The sequence below is a fragment of the Acinetobacter sp. TG2027 genome, from assembly GCF_000302435.1.
Classification (GTDB): domain Bacteria; phylum Pseudomonadota; class Gammaproteobacteria; order Pseudomonadales; family Moraxellaceae; genus Acinetobacter; species Acinetobacter pittii.
This window is the reverse complement of sequence record NZ_AMJN01000031.1, coordinates 205225-221530: the sequence shown is the minus strand read 5'-3', so window position 1 is coordinate 221530 and position 16306 is coordinate 205225. Positions and strand designations below refer to the sequence as shown.

Annotated in this window: 14 protein-coding genes and 1 tRNA gene; 8 read left to right on the top strand and 7 right to left on the bottom strand. The window is 38.5% G+C overall.

Annotated features, from left to right (window positions below):
* Positions 1–36: 36 nt before the first annotated feature.
* Positions 37–942 carry a protease HtpX gene (htpX, locus tag B806_RS0107320; protein ID WP_002118851.1) on the bottom strand — a complete coding sequence of 302 codons (906 nt, stop codon included), beginning with the start codon at positions 940–942 and terminating at the stop codon, positions 37–39.
* Between the two features lie 258 nt (positions 943–1200).
* The gene (locus B806_RS0107315) at positions 1201–2061 is read right to left on the bottom strand and encodes a lytic transglycosylase domain-containing protein (protein WP_017402802.1); all 861 of its coding nucleotides are present in this window, start codon (positions 2059–2061) and stop codon (positions 1201–1203) included.
* 504 nt (positions 2062–2565) lie between these two features.
* Here B806_RS0107315 and ttcA point away from each other — a divergent pair.
* Entirely contained in the window at positions 2566–3471 is a 906-nt protein-coding gene (gene ttcA, locus B806_RS0107305; RefSeq protein WP_002118895.1) for a tRNA 2-thiocytidine(32) synthetase TtcA, read from the top strand.
* A 204-nt stretch (positions 3472–3675) separates the two neighbouring features.
* Positions 3676–4059: an SCP2 sterol-binding domain-containing protein gene (locus B806_RS0107300; protein WP_016140203.1), complete on the top strand. Its 384-nt coding sequence runs from the start codon at positions 3676–3678 to the stop codon at positions 4057–4059.
* Positions 4060–4149: 90 nt separating this feature from the next.
* Here the strand turns inward: B806_RS0107300 and B806_RS0107295 are convergent, their stop codons facing one another.
* Complete coding sequence (locus B806_RS0107295) at positions 4150–5262, bottom strand: transglycosylase SLT domain-containing protein (protein WP_005067642.1); 1113 nt, start codon at positions 5260–5262, stop codon at positions 4150–4152.
* Between the two features lie 372 nt (positions 5263–5634).
* Here B806_RS0107295 and greB point away from each other — a divergent pair, with 372 nt between their 5' ends.
* The 3 genes from greB to B806_RS0107280 all read left to right on the top strand — a co-directional run bounded on the left by greB (position 5635) and on the right by B806_RS0107280 (position 7632).
* Positions 5635–6129: a transcription elongation factor GreB gene (gene greB, locus B806_RS0107290; RefSeq protein ID WP_017385788.1), complete on the top strand. Its 495-nt coding sequence runs from the start codon at positions 5635–5637 to the stop codon at positions 6127–6129.
* Positions 6130–6218: 89 nt separating this feature from the next.
* Positions 6219–6308 (top strand) — tRNA-Ser (locus tag B806_RS0107285).
* A gap of 445 nt (positions 6309–6753) precedes the next feature.
* A complete protein-coding gene (locus B806_RS0107280; protein WP_017385789.1) occupies positions 6754–7632 on the top strand; it encodes a MetQ/NlpA family ABC transporter substrate-binding protein in 879 nt (292 codons plus the stop codon).
* Between the two features lie 78 nt (positions 7633–7710).
* Here the strand turns inward: B806_RS0107280 and B806_RS0107275 are convergent, their stop codons facing one another.
* Positions 7711–8841 (bottom strand): DUF389 domain-containing protein, encoded by a 1131-nt coding sequence (locus tag B806_RS0107275; protein ID WP_017385790.1) that lies wholly within the window; start codon positions 8839–8841, stop codon positions 7711–7713.
* 722 nt (positions 8842–9563) lie between these two features.
* On the opposite strand from B806_RS0107275, the gene B806_RS0107270 reads away from it, so the two are divergent.
* Positions 9564–10118 (top strand): helix-turn-helix domain-containing protein, encoded by a 555-nt coding sequence (locus B806_RS0107270; protein WP_017385791.1) that lies wholly within the window; start codon positions 9564–9566, stop codon positions 10116–10118.
* Between the two features lie 95 nt (positions 10119–10213).
* On the opposite strand, the gene B806_RS0107265 is transcribed toward B806_RS0107270, so the two are convergent.
* Together B806_RS0107265 and B806_RS0107260 are read right to left on the bottom strand one after the other, a co-directional pair.
* Positions 10214–10819: a nitroreductase family protein gene (locus tag B806_RS0107265; RefSeq protein ID WP_017385792.1), complete on the bottom strand. Its 606-nt coding sequence runs from the start codon at positions 10817–10819 to the stop codon at positions 10214–10216.
* Positions 10820–10856: 37 nt separating this feature from the next.
* Complete coding sequence (locus tag B806_RS0107260) at positions 10857–11639, bottom strand: SDR family oxidoreductase (RefSeq protein ID WP_017402801.1); 783 nt, start codon at positions 11637–11639, stop codon at positions 10857–10859.
* A 122-nt stretch (positions 11640–11761) separates the two neighbouring features.
* On the opposite strand from B806_RS0107260, the gene B806_RS0107255 reads away from it, so the two are divergent.
* Entirely contained in the window at positions 11762–12328 is a 567-nt protein-coding gene (locus B806_RS0107255; RefSeq protein WP_017402800.1) for a TetR/AcrR family transcriptional regulator, read from the top strand.
* Here the strand turns inward: B806_RS0107255 and B806_RS0107250 are convergent.
* On the bottom strand, positions 12325–13482 hold the full coding sequence (locus B806_RS0107250) for a glycerate kinase (RefSeq protein WP_017385795.1): 1158 nt from the start codon (positions 13480–13482) through the stop codon (positions 12325–12327). The two genes, B806_RS0107255 and B806_RS0107250, sit on opposite strands and share 4 nt — an antisense overlap.
* A gap of 400 nt (positions 13483–13882) precedes the next feature.
* On the opposite strand from B806_RS0107250, the gene B806_RS0107245 reads away from it, so the two are divergent.
* Positions 13883–16291: an FdhF/YdeP family oxidoreductase gene (locus B806_RS0107245; protein ID WP_017385796.1), complete on the top strand. Its 2409-nt coding sequence runs from the start codon at positions 13883–13885 to the stop codon at positions 16289–16291.
* Positions 16292–16306 lie beyond the last annotated feature (15 nt).

The window sequence follows — 16306 nt, the reverse complement described above, 5'->3', positions numbered from 1 at the left end:
CTCCATTTGGAGGCTTTATTTTTTACATTAAACGTTTTATGGGCAATCTAATTGATGTAAAGCTGCCACACGTTGTTCAATTGTTGGGTGGGTTTGGAACAAAGCAGCTAAGCTGAAACCTTGTTCTTTACCTTCCGCAATTGCGAAGGCTTTCATTTCTTTTGGCATTTGATCTGGCATTTCAGTCTCAGCTTGGAGACGTAATAATGCAGAAATCATTGCTTGTTTACCTGCTAAACGTGCACCTGCTTCATCAGCACGGTATTCACGATAACGAGAGAACCACATCACAATGGCAGAAGCGAGAATACCAAAGACGATATCCAATACCATGGTAATAATGAAGTAACCCATACCCGGGGCTTCATCGTCTTGACGACCAAAGACATTACGGTCGATAAAGTCACCAACTACACGAGCAAAGAACATAACAAAGGCGTTCACAACACCTTGGATGAGCGCTAGGGTAACCATGTCACCATTCGCAACGTGACCAATCTCGTGCGCAAGCACTGCACGTAGCTCATCTTTGTTCATACGTTCAAGTAGACCAGATGAAACGGCAACTAAGGCATCATTTTTGTTCCAGCCTGTTGCAAAGGCATTGGATTGATATGATGGAAAAATACCAACCTCTGGCATGTTGATACCAGCACGTTGAGAAAGTTCAGCGACTGTTTGCAATAACCAGCTTTCAGCTTGGTTACGAGGAGCATTCGGGTCGATCAGTTCTGTACCGGTCGTTTTCTTAGCCATCCATTTTGACATGAATAACGAGATTAAAGATCCCACCATACCAAACACAAAACAGATCACTAAAAGGTTGCCTAGATTCAAGCCACCCGCGCCATGGTAACTACCGACACCGAAGAGTGACAAAATAATGCCAGCTACAACCAGTACCGCGAGGTTGGTAAGCAAAAACAAACCAATCCGCATCATTGAGAAAATCCTCTTATAAATAAAATGTTATCTGATTTACAAATTCGAAATCATGAAGCTAATATGCGGGGCTTGGGGGAAAAATTCAAGAAAAAAATAAGGAATTGATACATTCTTTCATTTAGCAGAATGTGCCTAAATTTAAAGAATAATTGGCTAAGTTCGTCAAAATGGTAAAGATCAGGTAATAGATCATTACAATTTAAAACATCTGAACTTACCTAAATAGAAATGCGAGCCGCCGTTCTTCTTTACTGTTTATTCAATTCGTATATGAGCAATTGCGGTGGCATTATTGGTGACATAAGTGCCTGTTGGTGCATCGGTATAGGTACCGTCAGATAAAGTCACGATTTGACGAGAAGATGAATATTTAGGTGATTGAGTCGTGATTTGAGCTGTTGTGTTTTCTGCCAAATTAGAAGGATGTGAAACGGTTTGTACTGAAGTATTTGTAAAAGATGAAAAACCTGAACCCGATGCATATAGGTTTTGGTATCGACTTGTTACACGGCGCACATAATCTTGTGTTTCACGGAAAGGGGGAATACCGCCATATTTGTCGACATTACCTTCACCGGCATTGTAAGCCGCAAGTGCCATTTGCGTGTTTCCATTAAAACGCTTGAGTAACCAGCTTAAATATTTAGCGCCTGCAAAAATATTTTGTTGCGGGTCATAGGCGTTAGAGACATTAAAACGACGGGCAGTCGCAGGCATGAGCTGCATTAACCCTTGAGCACCTACTGGCGAACGAGCTCTTACGTTAAATCCTGACTCGGTGTGCATAACGGCTTTAATTAAACCTTCCGAGACACCATGTTGTTGTGCAGCTTGTCTAATAATGTGGTCGAAAGCATTTTTATTCTTATTGTAGCTTGGCAAAACAGAAGCTTCTGATGCTCCCCAGTTTGTATAACTGTGAATATTACTATCAGGGTAATAGGTCACTTTTACTTTTTTAAGAGAGTGGTCATAGCTTTTTCGGTTGGTGAGTAATGTACTACCGTTTTTATCTTGGTAAATATACATTTGACCTGCTGAACTCGAAATTATGCCGACCGTAAAAGTGGTCATCCCCAGCAAACAAGAAACAAGAAATTGAACCGAATTTTTCATTTTATGTTATTCACAATTTTTAGGTACTCAAAACTTGGAAAAGAGTTTATCAAAAAATATTACTTAAAGAAGATTTGTGTAATTTTTTTTATTTCGACTCTTTCAAAAAATCAAGCTGATTTGTTCGAATGCTCATCAAAAAAAATTAAAAAATTTTTTTAAAATGATTCTATTGACATGGTTAACTTGTTGATTATTAATAATAAAAAACATTGGTTAAAAAATGATCAATTTAAAGAAAACCCTTAACAGAAGGCCAAAACAGTTTGTCAAGTACGAAGAAATCCACAATTTTATCCACAGGTTTTGTGGAAAACTGTGGAAAAGTCCAAAAAGTAAGCATTTTGCACAAATTTTGAACGCTTCAGTCAAAATAGAGCATGTGTTTTGCATCATGCACGAGCAATGTGACGACTTCAAGAATTGAAACTATTCTTTTGATGCGATTCTCTTCTGAATCATATAAAATTGCGCGGTATTTTTATTTATGGGTATATCTCGTCTATGTACGCGCCAGTTGAGTCCAATCAGGGATTTAATTTTAAGCCTGAACTTCCAACAAGCTCGGCCTATTACCGTTTGCTCAAGAAGCTTCGCCGTCAAGTTGGGCATGCTATTCGTGACTTCAATATGATTGAAGATGGCGATAAGGTCATGGTGTGTGTGTCTGGTGGTAAAGACAGTTATACCTTGCTCGATATTTTGTTGCAGTTTAAGCGTATCGCACCGATTAATTTTGAGGTGGTTGCGGTTAACCTCGACCAAAAACAACCAGGCTTTCCTGAAGATGTTTTGCCTCGTTATATGGAAGAGAACAACATTCCATATTACATTTTAGAAAAAGACACCTATACCATTACTAAACGCTTAACGCCGGAAGGTAAAACCTACTGTGCAGTATGTTCACGTTTACGCCGTGGTTCTTTATATGGCTTTGCACAAGAGATTGGTGCCACTAAAGTTGCTTTAGGTCACCACCGTGATGACATCATTGCAACGTTCTTCTTGAATTTGTTCCATGGCGGTAGCTTAAAGGCGATGCCTCCAAAGCTTTTATCGTCAGATAAAAAGAACATTTTGATTCGTCCTTTGGCATATGTTGAAGAAAAAGACATTATTAAATATGCCGAGATTCGTCAGTTCCCAATCATTCCATGTAATCTTTGTGGTTCGCAGGAAAACTTACAGCGCGCAATGCTTAATGAAATGCTACGTGAATGGGATAAACAATATCCGAAGCGCTTACACAGCATTTTCGGGGCATTACAAAACGTATCTCCGTCTCAGTTAGCAGACCGCGAATTGTTTGATTTCGAGGCTCTAGATTCTCAGCGCGAGTTGGATATTAAAGATCCGGAAGAACTTAAGAACCGTTTAGATGTCGTGAACTTAAGCTTCGCTGCTGAATAAACGCTAGTATAAAGAATGTTAAAGGCACTTTATAAACAAGTGCCTTTAATGTATCAAAATACTAAAAAATGAATGTTCCGTACAAAAAGTCATAGCCCAAAATTTAAATTACATGCTATAACAAGCCACAAGCAGAATTGCTTCACATGATGTTGTCTGGATAGACAACCAGAGAAATTGAACAAATAAATTTGAGGAAGAATCATGCCTGCATTTTTAACTGAAGATTGGTTTGCGACTGTCGAAAAATTAACTGCTGAAGCAGGTGATCTTAATTTGCCACCCGCTCTTGCGAATTTGGCAATTAATTTAGTAGTTACAGATGCTGCTGGAAATACCGAATTAGCTTTAGATGGGGGTAAAATCCAAAAAGGTTTGTCTTCAAATGCCAAAACAACTTTAAATATGGATGCTGAAACTTTACGTAAAGTATTCTTAGAGTTTGATATGGCTGCTGCTATGCAGGCATTCATGACTGGTAAAATTAAAGTTCAAGGCGACATGTCTCAATTAATGGCTTTACAAACAGCTAAGCCAAGCCAAGAACAAAAAGATTTGTTTAAGAAAGTATTAGAGCATACTGCTTAAACTTAAAAGAATTCATATAAAAAGCTTACCCAAAGAGGTAAGCTTTTTATTTGTACAAACAATGAATTTATCAACTTTTAAAAATAAAAATTAGATATTGATTCGTGTTTGCGCCGTTTTGATATGTTCAAGATAAGCACGGATACGAGTGACATATTGAACTGCTTGCTTATATCGACCATTTCGCGTTTTATTACTTTGCAAATAGTCATAGAGATTGACCCATTTGTTCGGATCTTTCCCTTGAGATTGCAAGCGCTTCTGAATCTGACTTACCGCACCTGGTCCCATGTTATAGGCCACAAGTGCATACCAGTTCCGATCAGGGAACGGAATATTATCAAATTCAGTTAGCATCAGATCGTAATACTTCGCGCCGCCCTGAATACTCTGAGCAGGATCGCTACGATTACTTACACCCATTGCTCTAGCAGTGCTATTAGTTAACATCATTAAGCCGCGAACACCTGTAGGAGAAACAGATTCTGGCTTTAAATATGATTCTTGATAACCAATTGCGGCAAGTAAATGCCAATCTAGATCATACTTCGCTGCGCTTTGCTTAAAGCTCGCTTTGTAAATCGGTAAACGTGTGCTTAAGTCACGTTGAATGGTTGACCATGCTTCTGGTTTCACCACATTGCGGTTATAAAAAGAGGCAAGCTGTTGGGTCACACCATTTTGCTTACTTTGGCATACAAAGCCGCTGGCGGTCTGTGTGAGTGGGTCATCAGCCTGTTTAAATACCCAACTCAACTCAGGATTTAAGCCATTTTTTTGCAAATTTGCTGTGTCACCACAACTTGCAGAAAACGACATTAAACCTTTGTTTTCGATTGTGCTTAAACCTGCTGTAGTCATCGCAAAGTTTGCTTTACCTTGCTGAACCCATCTAAGTGCAGTGGCATTGTCTGCCACGATTTTAAAGTCCAGCTTTACATTTAGGTTCTGTGCATAGTTACGTGCTAAGTCGTAACCAAAACCATGTAAAAACTGATCTTCTTTGAAAACGGTTGTCGGGCTTTCTACCGCAACAACAGTTAAAGTGTTTGTGTTAACTACAGTATTGTACTGTAGGGTTTTTCCTGCATTAAGACTATGAAATGGGAGAAATATAGTACTGAGTGCAAGCGCTTTTAACGGGAGAGAAGAAAATAAAGAGTTAAGGCAAAGCCTCGACCCAGAACTTGAATTACTGTGCATGTTGTCTCCGCTACAGATAATTTATGCCCTAAAAGTCAGACAAAAAGCTGCCATAACTTCTAAAAGTTGATAAATTCAATAAGGGGTGGGCAGTCATGACGTCATTCAAAATGACATGAAATGAAAAAAACAAACTGTGTAGAAAATCTACATAGTTTTCGAGTGGGTTAAAAAATGCTCAACATTTAAACTGCGCGCATCATAATATTGAAAAAAAGTAATGTCAAATTTTGTACAATTAAAACTTCGATATATCATCATAAACACATGAATTTCTTAAGGAAGAAAATTTATACACTTCTGATGTGAGAAAATAGGGTATAAAATGCTACATCTTGTAAGCGATATGTTGTTGAACAGTGGTTTTTTATCATGAAATCTAACTTAATCACTCGGTCAGGGCATGACAAATTAGTTGCTGAATTAAAACAACTTTGGCATGAAGAACGTCCGGAAATCACCAAAAAAGTAAACTGGGCTGCAAGCTTAGGTGACCGCAGTGAAAACGCGGATTATCAATATAATAAGCAGCTCCTCAGAAAAATTGATCGACGTGTACGTTATTTAGGAAAACGCTTAGAAGAATTAAAAATCGTTGATTACTCACCTGAGCAAGATGGCAAAGTTTACTTTGGTGCTTGGGTCGAGATTGAAAACGAAGAAGGTGAGCAAAAAACTTTACGTATTGTTGGAATTGATGAAATTTATGATCATCACCCTCAACATATCTCGATTGAGTCACCCATGGCGCGCGCATTGCTCGGCAAAGAAGTCGATGATGAGATTGAAGTACACACGCCATCTGGAAAAAAGCTGTGGTATATCAATAAAATTCGCTATGAAAACACAGAAAACTCAGAAATTTAAATAGATATGTGTTTATTTTGAGCGGTTGAATTAAAAATTAAATAAAAGATTTGCCAACTTCAATTTTTATTTATATTATAGCGCTCGTTGGAAGCGTGGCAGAGCGGTTTAATGCACCGGTCTTGAAAACCGACGAGGGTGTGAGTCCTCCGTGAGTTCGAATCTCACCGCTTCCGCCAGATTCTTAAAAGGCCCTTGTTAATGACAAGGGTTTTTTTTATACCTAGTGTCTACATTACAGTAAGATTTAGCTTAAATACTGCTAATAAATCCTGAAAATTTCATATAAATCAAACAAGTATATATTTTAATCAAAATTACTATATTTATATAATATATTTTTTATTTTCAATATCTTACCAATTAAGCTTCTATATATCAGAATCGAACAAGTTATTTGTAGAATATTCATTTATTGATATATGATGAGCCAATATTTAGAAACTGTTTCAAAACATAATTCTATTGTTCAGCGAGCAAGTTCAAGGAAGGAATGATGCTGAATTCAGTTTTCTAAACCCGATATCTGGAAATTATTTCCGCCCCAAAATTGTATTTTGACCCATTGGTTGGCAATGCCTGACTCTTTTGTAAGATAGGCGTTTCCTATTTTAGGATGTATCTATGAAAAAATTATTTAGTGTTCTGTTCAGCGCATCTGTTCTAACACTGACTGCATGTAATAAAGAACCTGCAAAAACTGAAAATACAGCATCAGCTAAAGATAAAACTGAATCAGTACGAACTATTAAACTGGTTTCTACAGGTTCAGACACTGACGTATGGAAATATGTTGCAACGCTTCCTGAAACTGCTCAAGCGGGCATTAAACTCGAAGTGACTAACCTGACTGACTATGTTGTATTGAATACATCTGTAGCAAGTGGCGAACAAGACGTAAATGCGTTCCAGTCATTTAACTATTTGGCAGCTTATAACTCTTCAAATACCGCTAAAGTTGCTGCTGTTGCGACAACTTACCTAGAGCCAATGGGTATTTATGCAAATAAAGTTAAATCTGTTGAAGAGTTCCCACAAGGCGCAACTATCGCGATTCCAAACGATACTGCCAACGAAGCGCGCGCTTTAACATTATTACAGTCTGCTAAACTGATTAAACTCAAACCAGACTTTGACCCTGTAAAAGGGACGACCAATGACGTCGTTGAAAACCCGAAAAACTTACAATTAAAACCAATTCAAATGACTACAGCCATTCGTATTAAAAACGATGTAGATGCTATTGTGTTGGGTAATACATTGGCACTTGAGGGTGGCCTCAATGTAATGAAAGATTCTATCTTCCGTGAACCTATTGACCAGTCTACAAAGCTTTATGTAAATTTGTTGGGTGTTGCTGAAGCGAACAAAAACGACCCGATCTATACAAAACTTGGTGAACTTTACCACTTACCTAAAGTTCAAAAATTTGTGAGCGAAAAATTCGGTGGCACAAAAGTTGAAGTGAACAAACCTGTTTCTGAATTTGCAGACATCAAATAAGTAATTTTTTAATTTAAAAGTTATTTTTTTCAAAGCTAAGCCGCGTTAATTATGGCTTAGCTTTTTCTATTTGAATATTTATTTAACTAAACGTTCTGCTTCTTTATATTGAATCACTGTATTATTTGGACTGTTTGGTGCTTCAATTATCTCTACTGGAATAAATCTAATTTGGGCAATGGTGAATTTTTTATTTGAATCTTTCGGTAGCAATTGATTAAGTCTTTTGATATCTGATGCTGTTGGGGGAGTATCTCCTCGAACTACGATACGAACGAGAGTAAAAGTATTTCGTTTATCGAACTGAATTGTATCGACAACATTATTATTAATATTAAAAAATGCATTAACATCTGATTTTACTTTATTTTCATAAAATTGTTTATTTAGCATATGTGTAAAATTGAATGTTAAATAAATCGCTAAACCCACTAAAAAGAATAAACTAACTATATTTCTTTTTATAAATTCGAAGACATTACTTTTCACTTCAATATCAGAACCTCGTCGAAAACCGGCGATCCACAACACCAGTGAGGAACTGACTTGAATGGCAATAATATTTGTTATAGCTAAAATCAGTGCATTCGCTGCATTCCTCCATTCTAAATGAGCAACTAAGATTCCACTTGCAACTAACGGTGGAACTAAAGCAGTCGCCACCGCCACACCTACAACAGCAACAGAAAGTCTAGGTGATATAGAGGCAAATGCTCCTGCTGCTCCACCTGCAAGAGCAATCATGAGGTCCATTATAGTAGGCTGTGTTCTAGCCAAAATTTCGCCAGTAATTGGTATGTTGATATTAATTAGTCCCAAAATAATACCAATCGAATAAATCATTACTAACCCTAAAATAAGGGTTAAGAATGATGTTCTAAATAAAATCCATCTATTATCAATGAATGATAAAGCTATTCCTGAAATAGGGCCAAGCATCATTGCGACTAACATTGCACCAATAACTACAGCAGCTGAATCTGCAAGAAGCCCATATCCAGCGATGATGGCAGCCAGTGCATTCATTATAAAAAATGTTTTACTAGGTAAAGCATCGGCCTGAATATTTAAGCGGACATTCTTATGGTCAATTTTTCTTGTATTGGCTCTAAGTGCTTGTTTATACCTTAGTTTTTCTTTTAAGACTTCATATTTTTCCTGCTCTGGTTTTTCTTTTACAATAATTGTAGCATTGTCTTTTTTATCCATATTTAAGCTACTCTTTAGTTTGATTATTATAATTTATTATTAAAAAATGGGTAGAAAGCAAGTTTTTTTAAATTAGTATATTAATTATTATATGAAATTTCTCATAATTTTATTCCCCCTTTATAAACTCCCATTTAACAATAACTCACGCATTATTTACCCTTACTTTTTAATGATCTAAATTAAAACAAATGTCATTTTGTGTGCTTGACTGCAAAAAGGTTGGGCACTATTCTTTGCCTGCTGGCCACATTGCCAGCCGGTTTTAGCAGACCGTGTATTATCTCCCGCATCAGAGTTTTTCCTACTGAGGAATAGTCTTGTGTGGTGAACTACTCCTTCCTTTCCCGTTGCGGTAGGACGGGAGAGGGACACCTTCGGGTGTGCTAGTTTGAGATAATACTAGTCTGCTAACCCTTTCTCGTTCTGCCACCATAATTCTATAAATGTCTGGCAGAACTCCCAATAAAAAGGAGTTGGCTTTGCACATTCTTAATTTCTTGGCAGCCTTTGCCAAAGTCTATATCGACACAACTTAAACTTTTAAAGCAGTTTGATGGCCATTGGGCTTTTCAGGCTTTAAATCGTCACGACCAAAAAACTTAATCAACAATAAAACTTGAGATGTGCAAAACACAGTCTTAACGGCTTTGCTATGCCTTTTTTTCTCCCAAAAAAGTATCTCGTTTACATACAACAAGAATTTTTATAACGGTAAAACTATGCCACATTTAGTGATCTCCCCACGTGCCATACAAGTCGTAAATAAGTCGATTGATCTGTTTCACCATCACGGATTTCATACGGTTGGAGTCGACAGAATTGTGAAAGAGTCTCAAATTCCCAAGGCGACTTTTTATCATTACTTTCACTCTAAAGAGCGATTTATTGAAATCTGCATGATCGTGCAAAAAGAACGTTTAAAAGAAAAAGTAGTTTCAATGGTTGAGTACACCAGTCAAACAAGTGTGGTGGATAAACTTAAGAAACTTTATCTTTTGCATACCGATTTGAAGGGACTTTACTATCTATTATTTAAAGCAATTTTTGAAACAAAACTGACCTATCCAAAAGCCTATATAACCGCAATGAGATATAGAACATGGTTGCTTAATGAAATCTATAGTCAGTTAATAAAACTAAAAAAAGATGTTACCTTTCAGGACGCCAAACTATTTTTATATATGATTGAGGGAACCATTATTCAGCTTTTAAGCTCGGGTCAAGTAGGGGATAGAGAGATGATATTAGACTTTTTTTTGAAGCAGTTTAAATAGGATTTAAAGTCCGCTTTAAAACGTTTGCCAAATTAAAGGCTTCCATCTATTTATAAAAAAAGAACAAATAGTATGAAAGCCTAAAAATTTAAAACTTAGAATGTATTTTGAATAATGACATCGTCGTAAGGAAGTTTGCCTACACGTGGGTAAGGCTGAGATGCTGACTTACCAACTGCAATCATTAAACATACTACGTGATCTTCAGGTAAGTTAATGAGCTTCGCCATTGCGTCAAAGTCAAAACCATCCATAGGGCAACTGTCTAAACCATGCTCTTGAGCAAGTAACATTAAAGTTTGAGCAAAAATACCCGCACTACGCATCACTTCGTCACGTTGGGTTTGTGGACGATCACGGTAATATTGGTCAATTGCGCCAGCCATAATATTTTGAACTTCTGGAGTTGCACCATCCCACACACGCTTAGCATCAACTTCCCATGTATTTACTTTTGCACACAACACAATCAGTAATGATGACTCTGTAACTTGTGGTTGATCCCAAGCAATGGTGCGAATTTTTTGTCTTAACTCAGTATCTTCAATGATGACTGGACGCCAATGTTGTAAGTTAAAAGCGCTTGGTGCATTGGCTAAAACTTCTTGTAATAACTGCTTTTTGTTATCTTCAGAAAGTTGAAAAGCAGGGTCGAAGCGTTTAACTGCGCGGCGGTTACGGATGGCATCAATAACATTCATAAGATTTTCCTACTTAAGAGTTGGGTAGCGGTACTCGTTAGTTTTTATAACGTTGGGCTACATCAGCCGAAGAAAAGTTTGGTAGTAATGTGATACGTGATTTTTCAAAATTATTCCATTGATTTTCGTCTTTCAGCACAGGAATTGTGATTGTTTCTTTACGATCAAAACCAACCAGAGCCGCATCGATCAAATCATTGACATCCATTAATGGTGGGACTTGGCTTAAGTCGATGCCAGAACGTTCCCAAATTTCGGTTTTAGTAGCAGAAGGCAATACGGCTTGAACATGCACGCCATGATCTTTTAATTCTAAATATAAGCCTTGGCTAAAAAATTGGATGAAAGATTTACTTGCACCATAAATGGTAGAACCTAATTCAGGGGCTAATCCAAGCACAGAGCCTAAATTAATAATGGCACCTTTACCTTTATGTATAAGTGATTGCGAAATTGCATGAGACAAACGAACAACTGCAGTCATATTTAAAGTAATGAGTTTTTCAATATCTTTAATATCTTGAGTTAAAAAGGTTCCGTTTAGTGCAATGCCAGCATTATTTACCAAAATTTCAATATCAGCATCGTTTTTGAGTACATCTTCAATTTTACTAATGTCTTGATCGTTTGATAGATCGGCTTGAATGAACTCAACTTGTACGCCGTATTTTTCTTGAAGATCTTTTGAGATTTTATCTAGGCGGTTTGTGTCTCGTGCAACCAAGATTAAGTTATGGCCACGTTGAGCAAATCGGTCTGCATAGACAGAACCAATTCCTGACGAAGCTCCTGTAATAAGTACTTTTGATTGAGCTGACATGCGATGTCTCCACGCTTTAATTTTTAGATTATGACTATAATCTAAAATATGCAAGTTTTGATGTCAACCATAATCAATGTATAATTGTGACGAATAGGGTGAGTAAAAGTGGGTAGGCCAACATGAAAGTCAGTAAAACTCAGGTAAAAGAAAACCGAGATAAAATTGTCGATAAGGCGACTCAACTGTTTCGTAGCAAAGGCTACGACGGCGTCGGCATTGCTGAATTAATGTCTAGCGCAGGCTTTACTCATGGCGGCTTTTATAAACATTTCAGCTCTAAAACAGACCTTGTCTCAATTACCGTTAAACATGGACTTGAGCAGGTTTTAAAAAGAATAGAAGGTTTAAACTTAACTCAATTTATTCAGCTTTATGTGTCTCGTACTCATCGAGACAACCGAGATTTGGGCTGCACCTTAACAGCGCTATCTTGTGATGCCGCAAGACAGCCAGACGAAGTAAAAGTCGAATTTGAAGAGGGCATTGAGCAACTTATTCAGTTCATTATGAATGAACGAGCAAAACAAGTTTCTTTAGAAACAGAAGAGTTGAGAAAGCAAGCCATCAATATTCTTGCTCAATCTGTGGGGGCAATTGCCTTGTCTCGCGCATGCCCAGACCAATCTGTGCTTAGCGATGAAATATTGGAAAGTTGTAGAGAGAGCCTTTTAAAGTTAGCCGATTAAACTTTCTTATCTCTCAAACTGGTTTGGCTAAGCTGAATTAACCTCGCAATATCCACTGTGCGCTCATAAATGAGTTCTGCCGCATGTTCGCAGGCTTGTTCTAATGTGATCGGGCCATTTGCTAATGAGAAAGCAGCCGTAACGCCGTGCTCATAAAGTGCTTGATAGCCTTGGCCTAAAGTTCCTGCAATCACAATGACAGGGATGCCATGAAATTTTGCAATTTGGCTTACCCCAAAAACGGTTTTACCGCTTAAGGTTTGCTGGTCAAATTTACCTTCGCCTGTAATGACCCAATCTGCATTAGAAATTTTATGCTCAAGTTGATTCAGTTCAGCCACGACTTTAACTCCAGCTTTAAAGACTGCATCTAAATAACTTTTGGCTGCAAAGCCCAAACCGCCAGCAGCGCCAGAGCCTGCTTCATCTCTTTTGTCGAAACCTAAAAGTTGTGCCGAGACATTGGCAAAATGGGCAAGCGCTTCATCAAGTAACTTTACTTGAGTAGGGGAAGCCCCTTTTTGTGGGCCAAAAATATGAGATGCGCCGTTTGGACCGCAAAGTGGATTGGTCACATCGGCAGCTAGTAAAAACCGCGTGTGCTGAATACGTGAGTCGAAATGTGTTAAATCAATTTTTGATAGGTTGCTTAGAGCGAGACCACCTGCGGATAAAACCTTTTGGTTGGCATCGAGCAAAACAGCACCTAAAGCACTCAGTAATCCTGTGCCACCATCATTAGTAGCACTACCACCCACAGTTAAAATAATGTCTTTTGCACCTGCGTCTAAAGCATCCAGAATGAGCTGGCCTGTTCCAAACGTTGTGCTGTGGCGGGCATCACGTTCTGACGGTGGAACTAACTGTATGCCGCTCGCTTGAGCCATTTCAATGATGGCGATTTTTTGTTTTTCTAACCAGCCCCATTTTGCTTGAACAGGCTGACCTAATGGCCCAACCACAGTTTTTTCACGCCATTGTCCTTCGCAGACTTCTAAAACAGCTTCAATAGTTCCTTCACCACCATCTGCCATCGGGCATAAAATCGTTTCTGCATAAGGAAAAACTTCTTGCCATCCTTTGGCAATGGCCTGAGCTACGTTTAAAGCAGATAAGCTGTCTTTAAATGAGTCAGGAGCGATCACAACCTTCATAAGTGCTCTAATGTGGATAGATTTTTAATTGTTTTATACTGCTTAATCCAAAAAAACCATACATAAAGACATGTAAGCATCAATTTTAAAGAGTTTCTCTTCTGTTAAGAATGAAAACTAATAATGTTTTGATCTGTAAAAGGCGGAGTTTCTATCTTTTTAACTCATTGTTTTATATATTTTTCTATAAATAGCGCGGTTGGCTTGAATGATTGTAATTGTAAAAAATATGGCACATATTATAAGAACAGTTGAGCCAGCTTTTTAAAATATGGTGAATAACATACCATGCGGACTCTACCCATAAGCTAGACAGCAGCGATTCTTAATATAAGCATAATTAAATTTGTGGTTTTATTGGATCTGTTGAATGCCTAAGAAGAATTAAGAGGATGACAAAGTGGATAATTCAGAAGAACAAAAGCACATACAGGAAAATAACGGTTTTGCGCGAATTGAGCCATATACTCATCCTGCTGGCGGGTGGGGCGCACTGCTAAGTGTTGCTCGAAACTTAAAGCGACAAGATATTTTAGGTAAAGGTTCAATTACCTTACTCAACATTAACCAACCTACAGGGTTTGACTGTCCCGGCTGTGCATGGCCAGAAAAGAAAGATGCTCACGCATTTAACTTCTGTGAAAATGGTGCAAAAGCAGTTGCCTTTGAAGCAACCAGTAAAACAGTAACCCCTGAATATTTCGCAGGTCATACCGTCAGTTGGCTGTCAGAGCAAAGTGACTTTTTTCTAGAAGACTTAGGCCGTTTAACCGACCCTGTTCGCTACGATGCTGCAACCGATAAATATGTGCCTATTTCGTGGGACGATGCATTTAAACTCATTGCTCAACATTTACATGCGCTAGACAACCCAGACCAAGCGACATTTTATACTTCGGGTCGTGCCAGTAACGAAGCAGCATTTTTATATCAATTGTTTGTGAGAAGCTTTGGTACAAATAACTTTCCAGACTGCTCGAACATGTGTCATGAAACCACAAGTGTTGGCTTACTTGACTCGATTGGTTTAGGAAAAGGCACAGTCACCCTAGAAGACTTTGACGTAGCCGATGCTATTTTTAGTTTTGGGCACAACCCCGGAACCAATCACCCGCGTATGTTAGGTACTTTACGTGAAGTGTCTAAACGTGGCGGCAATATTATTGCGATTAACCCAATTAAAGAACGCGGCTTAGAGCGTTTCCAAGACCCGCAAGCACCGCTTGAAATGATGACCAACGGCAGTACGCCAATTAGTCGTTATTATTTCCAGCCGAAAATTGGCGGTGACTATGCACTCATGTTAGGGATGTTAAAGCACTTAAATGAGTGGGATAAAAAAACACTTGCCTCAGGTAAACCAAGTGTTTTTGACCGAAACTTTATCGCGGTGAATACCGTTGGTTTTGTTGAGATGATTGCTGAGATTGAAAGAACTGAATGGGCAGATATTTATAAACACTCAGGGTTATCGCCTGAACATTTAGAAAAACTGGCTAAACTCTTTTTAGAATCAGAGCGTTCAATTTTCTGTTGGGGAATGGGTATCACTCAACACCGCCACGGCACAGCTAACGTACATATGCTTGCAAATTTATTGTTGGCGCGTGGTCAAATTGGCAGACCGGGTGCAGGGCTTTGTCCGGTTCGTGGGCACAGTAACGTGCAAGGTGACCGCACCATGGGCATTAATGAACTGCCTAGCCCTAAACTACTCGACAACATTGACCGCGTATTTGGAATTAAATCACCGAGAAAAAATGGGCATGGTGTCGTTGAAACTATTAAAGCCATGGCAGAAGGTGAGGTCAAAGTCTTTATTGGTTTGGGTGGGAACTTTGCAGTTGCAACGCCTGATACACCATATACCCAAGAAGCACTTAGAAAGTGTAATTTAACCGTTCATGTCGCAACCAAGTTAAACCGTAGCCATTTGGTGTGTGGTAAAGATGCACTAATTTTGCCATGTTTAGGGCGTACCGAAATTGATGAGCAGCTTCATGGACCGCAGGCAATTTCAGTCGAAGATTCAATGAGTAATATTCATTTGTCAGCAGGGCGTAACGCTCCAATTTCTGAAAATATTTTGTCTGAACCAGACATCGTGGCAAGAATGGCTGAAGCAGTGCTTCCAGACAGTCAGATTAAATGGAAATGGTATATCGAAAGCTATGACCGTATTCGTGACTCTATTGCCGATGTATTTGATGAGTTCCATGACTTTAATTTACGCGTCTATAAACCGGGCGGTTTTCATCTAGAGCATCCAGCCAATCAGCACATCTGGAATACAAAAAGTGGCAAAGCTCAGTTTATGATTACACCGCTGAGTGAGGTTTATGCCGATAAAGAAAATCAGTACGCTGCGGCATATACCGACAGTAAGGTTTATACCTTAATGACCACGCGTTCTCATGACCAATACAACACTACTCTATATGGTCTAGATGACCGTTACCGTGGGGTATTCGGTCAGCGCCGTGTGTTGTTTATGAACCAAGCTGATATTGATGAAGCAGGTTTTGAAGCAAATCAGTGGGTGGATATTGAAAGTGTTTTTTCAGACGGTGTAAAGCGTATTGTGCATAGTTTCCGTATAGTGCCGTACAACATTCCGCGAGGCAGTTTAGCCGCTTACTATCCGGAAACTAATCCTTTGGTGGCATTAAGTAGTCATGATAAATATGCCAAGATTCCTGCTTCAAAAAGCGTTCCTGTGATTTTGCATCCCGGAAATGCGCCAGAGCATTTTAACTTGGCAACAGCAGTAGCCCCTGAAGATGCTGATAAGAAAGTAAGCAACCTTTAATCAAAGGCAATATTA